This is a genomic window from Jatrophihabitans endophyticus, assembly GCF_900129455.1.
GTDB lineage: Bacteria > Actinomycetota > Actinomycetes > Mycobacteriales > Jatrophihabitantaceae > Jatrophihabitans > Jatrophihabitans endophyticus.
Genome location: NZ_FQVU01000002.1, coordinates 901,190 through 915,274, shown reverse-complemented (window position 1 = coordinate 915,274; position 14,085 = coordinate 901,190). Strand labels below are relative to the sequence as shown.

Sequence of the window (14,085 nt, the reverse complement as noted above, 5' to 3'; positions counted from 1 at the left end):
TCACGTACCGGGGCGCAGGCTCGCGGTGACAGCCTGCTCGAAACGCCGGGCGAGCACGCTGTCGCGGTGGTCGCGCCTGGTGCGCAGCGCCGTCTCCTGCCGGACGTCCGGGGTGGGGGGTTCGGCCGCGAGCCGGTCGAGCGCGTCGGCGATCGCGTGCGCGTCGTCGGGGGTCACCAGCCGACCGAGCGGTTCGCCGGCGAGTACGTCCACGGGACCGCCCTGGTCGCTGGCGACGACGGCGAGACCGGCCGCGAGCGCCTGGATGACGACCTGACCGAACGGCTCGGGATGACGCGACGCGACGACCAGCACGTCGTGCTCGGCGAGCAGCGCGTCGACGTCGGCGACGTGACCGACGAAGTCGACGCGCAGCCCGGGCGGGTTCGCGTGGCGCCGGAGGTCGGCCGCGTAGTCGTCGTCGCCCGCCGCGACCGACCCGGCGACGGTGAGGCGGACAGCCGTGCCCCGCGTCGCCACCTCCACGGCCGCGTCGACGACGAGGTCGATGCCCTTCCACCGCGCGATGCGGCTGAGCGAGAGCACCCGCAGTTCGCCCGCGGGCGCGGCAGCGGACCCGTCGGCGGGTTCGACACGCGACGGCGGCTCCGCGGCGTCGATGCCGCACAGCGGGTGGGCGACCTCGACGTGCCGCCGGCCGCGGCGGCCCGGCGGCAGCGTCGAACCCGTCCACGCGCTGTTGGCGAGATAGCCGTCGAAGCGCGGGAAGGTGAGCCGGCGGACGATCCAGTGCCGCACCCCGGTGATCCACCCGTCGGCGAAGTCCTCGCGCATGTAGTAGACGAAGCGCCGGCCCCGCTTGGGCGTCGCGGCGAGCACAATCGCGGCCAGCAGGCTGTTGGCGACGACCACGTCGTCGGCGCGGCGCAGGTGGCGCCGGACCAGACCGAGCCACGCGAGCGGCAGGTGACGGCGGGTGCGGCCGGGTTGCAGGACGACGGCCGGCACGTCGCCGTCGGCCGCGGCGTCGGCGACGCGGTTGGGGGCGAGCAGGAGCAGCTGCCGGCGTCGACCGCTCGGCTGCCGCAGGTAGCGGCCGAGGCCGAGCTGGCCGCCGCCGTCGACCAACCCGTCGTCGACCAGTACGAGGAGGGGGTCAGCCACGACGCGCCGCCACGGCATCGCGGTACACCGAGACCAACCGCTCGGCCTGGGCGTCCCAGTCCCGGTCGACGAAATCGGGCCGGTCCCCACGCTTTTGCGCCGCTGCGCGCAAGTTGTTCAGTGCCGCGCGCAGCGTTTGCCCGTCGAGCGGCGGATCGTAGGTCGCGACCCAGTCGTGCCCGACCTCGTCGGCCAGGCCGTCGCCGAGCTCGGAGCGCGGCACGACCACCGGGCGCCCCAAGGTGAGCGCGAGCAGCAGCGAGCCGGAGTTGTACAGGTACTCGTACGGCAGCACGACCGCCTCCGCCGAGGTGACGATGCGGCTCAGCTCGTCGTCGGGCACCGGCTCGAGCCGCAGGTCGACGCGGGGGTCCGCGGCGGCGAGGGCGCGGAGCTCGCGTTCGAGCTCGCCGTCCACGACGCTGCCGGCGACCACGAGCCGCAGCGCCGCGTCGGGTGACTCCGCGACCGCGCGGAGCAGGCCGTCGACGTTCTTGTACCGGTGCACGCGGCCGAAGTGGACGAGCCGGCCGGGTTGCGCCGGTACCCGGGGGCGCTCGGCGTACCAGTCGTCGTAGTCGCCGTGCGGGAAGACGTGAGCGCGCGAGCGCGGGTCGGTGTCGCGGGTGTCGTGCAGATAGATGCGATCCCCCACGATCGTGTCGAGGCGACGCAGGAGCGCGGCGCTGATCCGGCTCGGCACCGCGTGCGGTTCGACGTTGTGGATCGTCTGCACGACGGCGATCCGTCGCACGCGGACGACGACCAGCAGCAGCGCGAACAGCACCTGCGCGACGGTGCGGCGCAGCCACTGCCGGTTGCCGATGAGGTGCTCGGGCCAGTGGCAGTGCAGGACGTCGTAACGGCCGGCCAGCGCCCGCGGCCAGGTGAAGCGGTGCACCTCGCAGCGCGGACGTAACGAGCGTTCGAGCAGGCTGGTGTACGGGTTGACGCTGACGTCGCCCCGGTCGGGGGTGAACGACTGCAGCACCCGCAGCGGTGGGGCGCTCACGTGTCGCCGCCGGCCGGGACACCGCGCAGCAACGCCCCGAGCTGTCCGGCGGCCCGCGTCCACGTCGCCTCCCGGGCCAGCGCCGCGCCGCGCTCGACGAGACGGGCCCGGTGGGCCGGGTCGCCGACGCGCTCGATCGCCGCCGCCCACCTGCCCGCGTCGCGCAGGGGCGCGAACTCCGCGGCGTCGGCACCGATCTCGCGGAACACCGGGACGTCGCTCGCGACGACCGGCGCGCCGGCAGCCATCGCCTCGAGCAGCGGCAGCCCGAAGCCCTCGGTGACCGACGGGTAGGCGAAGGCGTGCGCGTGCCGGTAGAGCGTCAGCAGCTCGGTGTCGGTGACCTCGGACAGGTCGTGCACGCGGTCCGCCACCCCGAGCTCGGCCGCCACCTTCATGGTGTGGTCCGGCCAGCGGTCGTCCGCGCTGCCGACGAGCGCGAGCTGCATCGACGGGTCGAGGCGGGCGAGCACGCGGACGAGGAAGGGCACCCGCTTGTGCGGCCGACGGGCGCCGACGTGCAGCAGGTAGGGCCCCGTCACCGGCGGCCGGGCCGTCGGGTCGGTGGGCGCGGCCGCGAACCGGGGCGACACGCCCCACTCCACGACGTGGTCCGCCGGGACCCGCACGCCGTAGAAGCGCTCGACGTCCGCAGCGGTCGCTCGGCTGGGCACGACCACCGCGGCACGGCGCAGCAGCAGGCCGGTGAGCCGGCGGTGCAGTGCGGCCACCCGGTGGGTCGGCGCGTACGTCTGGTTCTGCTCGAACAGGCAGTCGTGCACGATCGTCAGCTGCCGCGGGCCGCCGACCGGACATGCACCCAGCTGGTACGGGAAGAGCATGAGGTCGACCGGCTCACGACGCAGCACGAGCGGCCAGCGCGCGAACTGCACCGGTGAGGGCAGCGGCACCGGGAAGTCAACGAAGCGCACGTTCGGCCGGCGCAGCGACGAGACGTCGAAGCGGTGTGCGGGCTCACCGGGGTCCACGAAGATCACGAACTCGAGCTGCGGGTCGTCGACGAGGATCGACAACAGCTCGAAGGTCACCCGTCCGATGCCGTGGTAGCGGTCGACCAGGACCCGGCCGTCGACGCCGATACGCACCATTGCCTCGATGCTACCGAGGTTTCGTCAACGCACCCGCCGCTCAGCCCGCCCGCCGTGTGACGGTGGCAACGACGCGGCGCAGGTGAGCGGGACGCAGCTGGGCGACGGCCGCGCGACGCGTCGCCGCCGGGTCGGGGACGTCGATGCCGAACTCGGCCGCGCGCCGCCGGCCGAGCGGCACCCCCAGCATCGGTGCGCCGCTGCCGGAGTGGTTCTGCCCGTGGTTGACCGCGTACACCGCGGCCGGGAAGGGCACGGCCGCGAAGCCGTAGCGCCGCCGCAGCGTGCGGTGCGAGCCGAGCTCCTCGACCACCCGGTCGTGGCCGAAGGCGGCGAGCACGTCGTCCGCCGCGGGGTCCGGGCCGAGGTCGGCGTCGGGCATCAGGTCGCGCCGCCACACCAGCGACGTCCCGCACACGTCGTTGAAGTGCCGCTGCGGGCGGAACAGCCCGGTGACGACGTCGTAGCGGACACCGCGGTCCACGAACCACCCGGGCGCGTCCCCGCCGTGGTCGGCGACGAAGCCCACCAGCCGTCGGCTGACGAAGTCGTCGGAGTCCAGGCACATGGCGTGCGTCGCCCGGCTGCGAGTCATCGCGACGGCCAGCTTCAGCCCCTTGTCGAGCTTGATCGCCGCGTGCTTGTCGTCCTTGGTGGCGAACTCGCGCGGCGGCGCGGCGAAGCCGACCGTCGCCGTCGTCACGGCGAAACCCAGGCCGGGCGGCGGCGAGTACGGCCGGTTGGCGACGACGACGACCTCGAAACGACGGTCCAGCTGGGCGTCGAGCGAGCGCAGCGTCTGCCCGAGCAGGTGCTCGACCCCCGCGTAGTCGTCGGTGGTGTCGGGATGGCGCAGGGACGTGACGAAGGTCAACACGGTGTCGGCCATGAGTCGCTCCTCGGCTCGGGGCGGGTGGTCGGGTCCGTGCAACGATGCTGACATGCCGGGCGTGACCGTCGTGCACTGGAACCCGAGACGTATCGCACGTCTCGGGCTGCTGGGCGAGCTGCTGCCGGTCGGGCCGCGGGTCGGCAACTTCGGCGACCTGCTCGGCCCCATCGTGGTGGCCGGCCTGCTGCGGCAGCGTGGCATCGACCCACGCACCGCGCCCGCGCAGCGACGGCTGCTCAGCGTCGGGTCGATCCTGCACAAGGCGCGCGAGGGCGACACGGTGTGGGGCAGCGGCGTGAACCTCAAGGTGCGTCCGCGGGAGTACCGCTTCCGGCAGCTCGACGTCCGTGCCGTCCGCGGCCCCCGCACCGCGGCCTGGCTGCGCGAGCGCGGCATCGCCGTGCCGGACGTCTACGGCGATCCCGGGCTGCTCGCCCCGGTCGTGCTCCCGGAGCTGCGCGACTACGCGGCCGACAAGCGCCACGCGGTGACGATCGTGCCGAACCTGCACGACGCCGCCGCGACCGACACCACCGACGACCGCGTGCTCGACCCGCGCACGCCGGTGCACGAGTGCCTCGAACGCATCGCCCGCAGCGAGCTGGTGGTCGGTTCCTCGCTGCACGGGGCGGTCGTCGCCGAGTCGCTGGGCATTCCCGCCCGGCTCGTCCGTGCCGGTGCCGAGCCGCCGTTGAAGTACGTCGACTACTACGCCGGGACGGGCCGCTCGGACGTCGAGTTCGCCACGTCGGCGGAGGAGGCGATCGAGCAGGGCGGCGTCCGACCGCCGCAGTGGGATCCGCAGCCGCTGCTCGACGCGTTCCCCGAGGACCTCTGGCGCTGACCGTCGCGGGCCGCGACGCGCATGACAGAACCCCAAGCGAGACCCCCGCGGTGATCCGTCGGGGCCGATAGAATCGCGGGTCATGGGGACGAAGGGCATCCGACGGCGTCAGCACGGCTGAGCCATGTCCGCGTCCCCCATCCGGAGCCGGCCCTCCCCGGTTCCCGCACCGCGACGTCCGTCGCCGGTCCCCACCGCCGCCCCGTCACCCGCCCCGTCACCCGCTGCGCAGCCCGGTGCGCCGATCTCTCCGCCGCCCGATCCGCACGGTGATCTGCGTGGCACCGCGATCCGCTCCGCGCTGTGGGTGGCCCTGGGCAAGTGGGGCAACCAGCTCGCGACGCTCGTCGTCTTCACCCTGCTCGGCCGGCTGCTCGCGCCGTCCGAGCTCGGCCTGGCCGCGCTGGCGACCGTCTTCGTCACGCTGTTCCAGGTGCTCTCGGACCAGGGGTTCTCGACCGCGCTGATCCAGAAGAAGCACGTCGACGACGCCGACCGGAACACCGCATTCTGGATCTCGGTCGGCTCGGCGCTGGTCCTGATGGCGCTGGTCGCCGCGCTCGCGCCCCTCGCCTCCTCGGCCTTCGACCAACCGCAGCTCGGCGCCGTGCTCGTCGGGATGTCGCCGATGGTGCTGTTCACCGCGCTGGCCGGGACGCCGCAGGCCCTGCTGGAGCGGGACTTCCAGTTCCGCTCGCTGACGATGCGCACGCTCTACGGCTCGGTGATCGGCGGCGTCGCGGGCGTCGTGGTCGCCTTCCTCGGCGGCGGCGTGTGGAGCATCGTGGTGCAGTCGGTGGTGACGTCGTTCGTCGCCGTCGTGTTCCTGTGGACCGTCACCAAGTGGCGTCCCGGCCTGCGGGTGAGTCGGCGCTCGGCGCGCGAGCTGCGCGACACGGGGGTGAGCGTCCTCGGCATCCAGCTGATCGGCCTCGCCAACGCGCAGGGCGACAAGCTGATCGTCGGCGCCGCGCTGGGGCCGGTCCCGCTCGGCTACTACTTCGTCGGCACGCGCATCGTGACGATGCTGACCGACGTCCAGACGTCGGTGATCGACGCGGTGTCACTGACCACGCTGTCCAAGCTGCAGTCGACGCGGGAGCGGCTGCGCGACGCCTTCTACGGCCTCACCAGCATGGGCGCCGCCACCGCGATCGCGACGTTCGCAATCATCGCCGCGACCGCCGACGTCTCGCTGCCGTTCGTGTTCGGACCGCAGTGGGAACCCGCGGCGCCGGTCATGCAGATCCTGTGCCTGATGGGGTGCCTGAACGCGGTCATCGTCTTCGACCGGAACGCGCTCATCGCGGTCGGTGCCGCCCGGGCCGCGCTGGTCATCACGATCGTCCAGTGCGTCATCGGGCTCGGCGCCGTCGCCGCCGCCGTCCCGTTCGGCGTCATCGTGGTGTCGTTCGCGGTGGTGCTGCGGCAGTACGCGGCGTGGCCGCTGCGGCTGCGCACGCTGCGCCGCCACGTCGGCATCTCGATCCGCACCTACCTCGGGCACTGGTCGGGGCCGATGCTCGCCGGTGTCGTCACGTTCGGCGTGTGCTGGGGCGTCGGCCGCAGCTGGGATCCCGGACGCTCGGTCGCCGCGGTCGTGCTGTTCCTCGCCGTCGAGGCGGTGCTGGGCCTCGGCGTGTACGTCGCGTCGCTGCGGGTGACCGGGCCGCCCGCGTACCGCGAGCTGCGCGGGCTCTACCGCGCGCTGCGCTCCCGGGTCGCCCCGCGGCGCCACACCTACAACGCCTACGTCTCGCGGCACGCGCACTCCGGCGCCGACCAGCCGCCGGCCGCGGCCCCGATGGTCGAGCCGGACGGCGTCACCCCCATCCGGTGACGCCGCCCGGCTCAGCTCGCGAGGGCCGGCAGCGCCGCGCTCGTCGAGGAGTACTGGGCGAGCCGGGAGAGCGGGACTGTGCCGTCCCACACCTGGTCGTCGTGCGCCCAGTACAACCCGAGGAAGCGGCAGCCGCTGGCCTGGCGGTAGGCCGTGGCGAGCAGCCCGCTGTCCGACGCGTCGGCGTACGCCGCCCGGCCCGACGCCGAGGCGGGATAGCCGGGCGTCTCGCCGGCGACGGTGAAGCCGTTGACCGCCGCGACGCGGGCGAGGTAGCGGGTGGCGGAGAAGTAGTAGGCGGTCCCGGAGTCCAGCGCGACCGTCGCGTCCGAGGCCTGGCAGACGTCGTTGCCGGCCGACCCGTCCGCGACGGAGCTGACGTAGGCGGTGACGTGGGTGCGGTGGCGCAGCCCGGCGTAGACGACGCTCCACACCGCGCCGCGGCCGAGCAGGCCGTTGCTCAGCCCGGCGGCGACCAGCTTCGTGTACTGCGTGGGCCGCAGCCCCTGCCCGGGGGTGACGATCTGGAAGTAGCCGGTGAAGCCGAGCGAGGTGGCGACGTCCATCTGCCAGTCGGCGACGTCGTCGAGCGCGGCGAGGTACCAGTCGGCCCAGGCACGCCGCTGGGCCTCGCTCGCCGAGTCGCCGGGGCGCCAGCCGGGCAGCGGGTTCGCGGCCATGGTGACCGGCCGGGTGGGGCCGTTCTGCGCGCCGGCGGAGTAGGCCCAGTACGTCCCGGAGGCCGGGTAGAGCATCTCGGCCCCGCTGCCGGAGGTCACCCGGACGGCCCAGAAGTTCTCGAACGGGACGATCTTGTCGAGCGCGCGCAGGTAGTCGACGGCGAGGTCGCGCACGGTCTGGTTGAAGACCAGGTCGGCCTGGGCGGACACGGTGCCGGTCTGGTCGACCAGCCGGCTGCCGGCCAGCGCCAGCACCCAGGCCGGCGTGTAGTGCAGGCCGAGGCCGAGGGTGACGCGCATGCCGGCGGCCTGGAAGGCCTTGAGCTGCTTGACCAGGCCGGTGGCGTAGCCGCTGTCGACCTGCCCCTGCCTGGGCAGCAGGCTGCGCCAACTCACCTCGAGCATCGCCATCTTCAGCCCTGCCTGGGACTCCTGCCCGGCGGTGCCCGAGTGCGTGACCAGCGTGCCGAGGAAGGGCTTGCCGACCGTCGCCGCCGCGGTGGCGGTGGCCGACGGAGTCGAGGCGGCGGCCGCGGAGGCGCTGGGGGTGGCGGTCGGGCTGGTGGCGGTCGGGCTGGTGGCGGTGGCCGTCGGGCTGGTGGCGGTGGTGGGGCGCGCCGGCGCCGCGGTGGTGCTCGCGGCACGCGGGCTCGGCAGCGAGGTCGAGACGCCCTGACCGATGGCGTAGCCGCGGCCCTTGGCGTCGGCACCGCTGGTCACGGCACCGGCCACGAGCGTGCCGGTCACGCCGACGGCGAGTACACCGAGCAGCGGGTGGGGGATCCGGCGGCGGGTGCGGTGCATGGGCGGGTCCTTCGTCGAGGCGACCCCCGCCTTGTCGGCTAAGCTAACACAGATCTAACGCAAGGGACAATGGTCCCGCCGGGACTCGCGCTCGACCCGCGTGTCGCACCCGTGTCGCACCCAGGTCGCACTCAGGGCGCGCCCGCTCATGCCGCCGCTGGTGCCGTCGCCGAGGGTGAGGTGTAGGCCGCCAGCGTCCGCAGCGGCATCGTGCCGTCCCACACCTGGTCGTCGTGCGCCCAGTACACGCCGAGGAAACCGCACGACGTCGCCTGTCTCATCGCGGTCGCGAGCAGGCCCGCGGCGGAGCCGTCGCGGTAGTGCGTGAGCGCGGCACCGGCGGTCGCGGGTCGCCCGGGTGGCTCACCGGCGATCGTGAAGTGGTTGTAGTGGGCCACCCAGGCCAGCCAGCGGGCACCGGACCAGCGGGAGAAGTCCGTGCCCTGCAGCGGCTTGGCCGCGTCCGCCGCCGTGCACAGGTCGTCGTCCGCGGTGCCGTCGGCCAGCGAGGAGAGGTAGGCGGTGACGTGGGTGCGTTCCCGCAGCGAGGCGTAGAGCACGTACCAGGCGGCGCCGCGGCCGAGTGTGCCCTCGGCGAGCCCGGCCGCCATCTGCGCGTTCCACTGCCCGGGGCGGATGCCCTGCCCCGGTGTGACCGGCTGGAAATAGCCGCGGAACCCCAGGTTCGTCACCGTCGCCATCTGCCAGTCGGCGACGTCGGCGAGCGCGCCGACGTACCAGTGCGCCCACGCGTTGCGCTGGTCGCGGGTCGACCTGTCCCCCGGCCGCCAGCCCGGCATCGGATTCGCCGCCAAGGTCTTCGGCCGGTTCGTCGCGGTCTGCGCGCCGGGCGAGTACGCCCAGAACGTCGACGACGGGTACAGCAGCTCGCTCGACCCGCCGGAGGTCACGCGCACCGCCCACATGTTCTCCAGCCCGAGCCAGCGGTCGAGCTGCGCGAGGTACCAGTTGCCCCGGGCGCGCACCGCACGGTTGAAGACGAAGTCGGCCTGCGTCGAGTACGTGCCGTGGTTGTCGACCAGGTGGTTGGACTTGTAGCTCAGGATCCACGACGGGGTGAAGTGCAGCCCGAGCCCGAGGGTGACCTGCATGCCGGCCTTGCGCAGCTTGTCGAACTGCGCCTTGATGCCCGTCGCGTAGTCGGTGTCGACGACGCCCCGCTGCGGCTCGAACCGGTTCCAGTGCACTTCGAGCATGCCGACCTTGAGGCCCGCCGCCGACTCCTGGTCGGCGGTGTCGACGTGGGTGGCCAGGGTCGCGACGAACGGTGCGCTGCCGGCCGCGGCGGCCGCCGGACGCGGCGAGGCGATGGCTCCGGCGGCGATCGCCGTCACGGCGAGCAGGACGAGGGTGGCGACGATCGCGCCGGGCCGGTTGCGCATGCGCGGTCCTTTCGGGGGTTCCGCGGCATGGTGCCAGCCCGGCGGTCAACGCGGCGTAACGCGTACCGGACACGCCGTCGGCCACCTCGCCGCACGGCCGGCCCGGGCGTCTGCCGGCGTCAGTCGGACGGGCTGGTGAGGATCTCGACCCCGTCGTCGGTCACGACCACGGTGTGCTCCCACTGCGCGGCCCAGGAGCCGTCCTCGGTGAGCACGGTCCAGTCGTCGTCCCACATGTACCAGGCGTAGCCGCCCAGGGTGAGCATGGGCTCGACGGTGAAGGTCATGCCCGTCTCCAGCACGGTGTCCGAGCGGGGCTCGTCGTAGTGCAGGATCGTCGGCCGAGTGTGGAAGCTGGGGCCGACGCCGTGCCCGGTGTAGTCGCGCACGACGCCGTAGCCGAACCGCTTCGCGTAGGACTCGATGACGCGGCCGATGACGCTGATCGGACGGCCGGGCCGCACCGCCCTGATGCCGCGCAGCATGGCCTCGCGGGTGCGTTCGCCGAGGTCACGGACCTCGTCGCTGACGTCGCCGGCGTAGAAGGTGGCGCAGTTGTCGCCGTGGACGCCGTCGATGTAGGCGGTGATGTCGACCTTCACGACGTCGCCGTCGCCGAGCGGCCGGTCGTCGGGGATGCCGTGGCAGATGACCTCGTTGACGCTGGTGCACAGCGACTTCGGATAGTCCTTGTAACCCAGCGTCGAGGGGTAGGCGCCGTGCGCGATCAGGTACTCGTGCCCGATGCGGTCGAGCTCGTCAGTGGTGACGCCCGGGGCCACGTGCCGGCCGACCTCGACCAGCGCGTCCGCCGCGATGCGGCCCGCGACACGCATCCGCGCGATGGTGTCGGCGTCCTTGACCATCGGGTCGTCGAAGTCGGCACGGGTCTTCGGCCACGTCCCGACGTAGTGCGGTCGGACGATGGAACCCGGCACCTCGCGCCGCGGCGACACGGTGCCCTGCTCGAGCGGGGTGCTGACGGTCATGGCTCCATTGTGCCGCGCCGGGGGCGCACGTGACCCGACCGGCCGCCCGCGGCGGCGACGGCCGTCGTCCGGCCCCGACGGCCGCGCCGACGACCAGCGCTAGCGGCACGCTGCCGCCGACCCAGCAGATCGGGATCAGCCACAGGCCCACGGGTGTCCATCGGCAGGACGGCCGCCGACCTGAGCGATCACCGGCAGCGCAGGAGGTGGACGTGCCGGTCCGTGCGCGACGTGTAGGCGACGGTTCCGTGCGCGTCGACCGCCCGGGAGGGCAGCCCGACGTCGCGGAGGTACTGCTGCGGCAGCCGGGCGAGCGCACCGCGCGACGTGATCAGCCGACCGCCCCGACCCGAGGCGAGCACGAGGTCTCCCCGCGGGCCGACCGCCGACGGGAACCCGGGATACCTCGTCACGACCGTGCCGTAGATCGGTCCCGCGCCGGCCCCGCTCAACGTCCACCGGTGGACGCCGTCCTGCTCGGACGAGAACACCGCCCCGCTGCCGGCGAGCCGTGGGTAGAGGTAACGCGACACGTAGTCGGCGGAGGCGGCCGTCCCGAGACGCAACTGGTGCACGGTTCCGTCACGGAGCCGGGCGTAGGCGTATCCGTCGGATCGGGTCCAGACGACATCACCCTCGGCCGTGGCGGTGACGGTCGCGGGGACGCGTCCGAGGTCGGCGAAGACGTGCGGCTTGGCCGAGTTGGCACGGGCCCATCGCACCGCCCAGTAGTGCGGCTTCGTCGTGCTTCCGGTGATCGCGTAACCGACCACTGCTCCGGCACTCGTCACCGCGGTCGGCACGTAGGACCGCCAGGAGTGGCGGTGGGCGAGATGCTGCTTACGACCGTGGGCCCAGTACAGGCCCTTCACCGGCACCACCCCCAGGTCGGCGTCGCGCGGCTGCGGGTCCTCGACCGCGGCGACGATCGCCCCGGACGGCGTGACACCGACGGGAGTCACCGAGTACTGCGGGTCGAAGGGCACGTCGACGTAGCGATAGCTGGCGATCACCGACGCCCGGTGACCCGCGCGCCAGGTGATCAGGTAGATCCGGCTGTCCTGGTAGCGGTAGGCGGTGCCCGCCCACGAGCTGCCCCGGTTCACGGTGAGCTGGGCGAAGTCCACCTGTCGCAGCCCGCGGGCGGTCTTGGCGAACGGGAACGGGAAGGCGGCCCTGCTCGCCGTGCAGGACGCCTTCCTCGCGGCGGCAGTGGCCGTCGGCGACGTTCCGCCGGGTCGCGGGGCGGCGGCCGCGCTCGGCATCGTCCCCGCGACGACCAGCAGTGCCCAGGCGATCGCCGTGACGACGCGCTTCATCGCTTCCCTCCCTGACGGGTCGATGAAGTATCGCCGTTAGCTACCTGTTATGCCAGGGACGTCCGACTCGTTCCGCTCACACCTCGACGACCTGCGGCATCAGCATCGGCCGCCGCCGGTACTGCCGATCGACCCACCGGCCGACCGTCCGCCGGATCAGGTGCTGCAACGCGTCGGCGTCGCGGGTGCCGTCGGCGAGGGCCTTCTCGACGACCTCGACGAGCTCGGCGGTGATGGGGTCGAGGGCGGCGGGGTCGTCGCTGAACCCGCGCGCGGTGATCTCCGGGCCGAACACCACCTTGCCGGCGTCGAGGTCGACGGCGACGAGGATCGACAGGAAGCCGTCCTCGCCGAGGATCCGACGGTCCTTGAGCGTCGAGTCGCCGATGTCGCCCACCTCGAGGCCGTCGACGTACACGTAGCCGACCGGGATCTTGCCGGTGATGCTCGCGCGGCCGTCGACGAGATCGACCACGGTGCCGTCCTCGGCGAGCATGATCCGCTCGTCGGGCAGCCCCATGGACCGGCCGATCGCGGCGTGGGCGCGCAGGTGGCGCCACTCGCCGTGCACCGGCATGAGGTTCGTCGGCCGGACCGCCGCGATGAGGTAGCGCAGCTCGCCCGCCGGCGCGTGACCGGACACGTGGACGAGCGCCGTCGACTTGTGGACGACGGTCGCGCCGAGCCGGGACAGGCCGTTGATGACCTGCCCGACCGACGTCTCGTTGCCCGGGATGAGCGACGAGGCGAGCAGGATCGTGTCGTCGCTCGAGATCGTGACCGTCTGGTGGTCGCGGTTGGCCATCCGCGACAGCGCCGACAGCGGCTCGCCCTGCGAACCGGTCGAGATGAGCAGGATGCGCCGCGACGGCAGCTCCTCGGCCAGCTTGAGGTCGACGACCAGGCCGTCGGGGATGCGCAGCAGGCCCAGGTCGCGGGCGATCCCCATGTTGCGCACCATCGAGCGTCCGACGAAGGCGACCTGGCGATCGCTCGCGTGGGCGGCGTCGAGCACCTGCTGGACGCGGTGCACGTGCGAGGCGAAACAGGCGACGATGATCCGGCCCTGCGCCTTGTGGATGACGTCGGTGACGACCTTGCCGACCTCGCGCTCGGAGGGGATGAACCCCGGCACCTCGGCGTTCGTGGAGTCCGACAGCAGCAGGTCGACGCCCTCGTCGCCGAGACGCGAGAAGCCGGGCAGGTCGGTGAGCCGGTTGTCCAACGGCGTCTGGTCCATCTTGAAGTCGCCGGTGTGCAACACCGTCTGCCCACCCGCCCGGATCGCGACGGCGAGCGCGTCGGGGATGGAGTGGTTCACGGCGAAGAAGCGCAGCCCCCACGGCCCGACCTGCAGCGAATCCCCCTCGGCGACGAGCTGCCGCTCCACCTTCAGCTGCCGCTGTTCGAGCTTCGCCGAGACCAGCGCGAGCGTGAGGCGGGAGCCGACGACCGGGATGTCGGGCCGGTCGCGCAGCAGGTAGGGCAGCGCGCCGATGTGGTCCTCGTGCCCGTGGGTGAGCACCACGGCGTCGATGTCGTCGAGCCGATCGGCGAAGTGGGACCAGTCCGGCAGCGTGATGTCCACACCGGGCGAGTTGGTCTTGCCGAGCAGCATCCCGCAGTCGACGACCAGCAGTCGGCCGTCGAATTCGAAGACGGTCATGTTGCGGCCGATCTCCTTGATGCCGCCGAGCGCGACGAGCCGCAGCCCGCCCGCCGGAAGCGCCGGGGGATCGCCGAGGCCCGAGGTGCCGCCCTTGCTCATCGTTCGAGGCTATCGTTCGGCCGGTGAGGGGCGTGGAGGCGATCGATTCCGGCAGCGTCACGGGGGTGAGCGTTGCCGTCGTCGTCGTGCTGGTCGTGCTGGGGGCGCTGCTGGCCCTGCTCATCGCGAGGCTCGTCGCGCGGGTGGTCATCGCCCTCGTCGTCGTGGTGCTCGCGATCGTGGTGTGGCAGCAGCGCAGCCATGTCGAGGACGAGGTCGCCGAGCACGCCTGCCGGGTGGACACGACCTATTTCGGCATCCACGTGGACCCACCGGACCTGGCGCGGTGCCGCAACTGAA

Annotated in this window: 12 protein-coding genes; 3 read left to right on the top strand and 9 right to left on the bottom strand. The window is 72.9% G+C overall.

The window, feature by feature from the left end; translation table 11 throughout:
* The 4 genes from BUE29_RS09555 to BUE29_RS09540 are packed head-to-tail and all read right to left on the bottom strand — an operon-like array spanning position 1 to position 4,135.
* Complete coding sequence (locus BUE29_RS09555) at positions 1-1,125, bottom strand: glycosyltransferase family 4 protein (protein ID WP_143168089.1); 1,125 nt, start codon at positions 1,123-1,125, stop codon at positions 1-3.
* The gene (locus BUE29_RS09550) at positions 1,118-2,137 is read right to left on the bottom strand and encodes a glycosyltransferase (protein WP_073389050.1); all 1,020 of its coding nucleotides are present in this window, start codon (positions 2,135-2,137) and stop codon (positions 1,118-1,120) included. The genes BUE29_RS09555 and BUE29_RS09550 overlap by 8 nt, the downstream gene beginning before the upstream one ends.
* Positions 2,134-3,246, bottom strand: a complete 1,113-nt coding sequence (locus tag BUE29_RS09545) for a glycosyltransferase family 4 protein (RefSeq protein WP_073389047.1) — start codon at positions 3,244-3,246, stop codon at positions 2,134-2,136. Before BUE29_RS09545 ends, BUE29_RS09550 begins: the two co-directional genes overlap by 4 nt.
* A gap of 40 nt (positions 3,247-3,286) precedes the next feature.
* Positions 3,287-4,135 carry a hypothetical protein gene (locus tag BUE29_RS09540; RefSeq protein WP_073389045.1) on the bottom strand — a complete coding sequence of 283 codons (849 nt, stop codon included), beginning with the start codon at positions 4,133-4,135 and terminating at the stop codon, positions 3,287-3,289.
* A gap of 52 nt (positions 4,136-4,187) precedes the next feature.
* Between BUE29_RS09540 and BUE29_RS09535 the strand changes: the two genes are divergently transcribed.
* Together BUE29_RS09535 and BUE29_RS09530 are read left to right on the top strand one after the other, a co-directional pair.
* Positions 4,188-4,982, top strand: coding sequence for a polysaccharide pyruvyl transferase family protein (locus BUE29_RS09535; RefSeq protein ID WP_073389042.1), 795 nt, complete (start codon positions 4,188-4,190; stop codon positions 4,980-4,982).
* 124 nt (positions 4,983-5,106) lie between these two features.
* Entirely contained in the window at positions 5,107-6,822 is a 1,716-nt protein-coding gene (locus BUE29_RS09530) for a lipopolysaccharide biosynthesis protein (protein ID WP_073389039.1), read from the top strand.
* 11 nt (positions 6,823-6,833) lie between these two features.
* On the opposite strand, the gene BUE29_RS09525 is transcribed toward BUE29_RS09530, so the two are convergent.
* The 5 genes from BUE29_RS09525 to BUE29_RS09505 all read right to left on the bottom strand — a co-directional run bounded on the left by BUE29_RS09525 (position 6,834) and on the right by BUE29_RS09505 (position 13,785).
* Positions 6,834-8,306, bottom strand: a complete 1,473-nt coding sequence (locus tag BUE29_RS09525) for a hypothetical protein (protein ID WP_073389036.1) — start codon at positions 8,304-8,306, stop codon at positions 6,834-6,836.
* Positions 8,307-8,452: 146 nt separating this feature from the next.
* Positions 8,453-9,709: a hypothetical protein gene (locus BUE29_RS09520; RefSeq protein ID WP_073389033.1), complete on the bottom strand. Its 1,257-nt coding sequence runs from the start codon at positions 9,707-9,709 to the stop codon at positions 8,453-8,455.
* Positions 9,710-9,828: 119 nt separating this feature from the next.
* Positions 9,829-10,698, bottom strand: a complete 870-nt coding sequence (gene map / locus BUE29_RS09515; protein WP_073389030.1) for a type I methionyl aminopeptidase — start codon at positions 10,696-10,698, stop codon at positions 9,829-9,831.
* A gap of 188 nt (positions 10,699-10,886) precedes the next feature.
* A complete protein-coding gene (locus BUE29_RS09510) occupies positions 10,887-12,017 on the bottom strand; it encodes a hypothetical protein (protein ID WP_073389027.1) in 1,131 nt (376 codons plus the stop codon).
* A 76-nt stretch (positions 12,018-12,093) separates the two neighbouring features.
* The gene (locus BUE29_RS09505) at positions 12,094-13,785 is read right to left on the bottom strand and encodes a ribonuclease J (protein ID WP_073389024.1); all 1,692 of its coding nucleotides are present in this window, start codon (positions 13,783-13,785) and stop codon (positions 12,094-12,096) included.
* 65 nt (positions 13,786-13,850) lie between these two features.
* On the opposite strand from BUE29_RS09505, the gene BUE29_RS09500 reads away from it, so the two are divergent.
* A complete protein-coding gene (locus BUE29_RS09500) occupies positions 13,851-14,084 on the top strand; it encodes a hypothetical protein (RefSeq protein WP_143168088.1) in 234 nt (77 codons plus the stop codon).
* The last annotated feature ends 1 nt before the right edge of the window (position 14,085 follow it).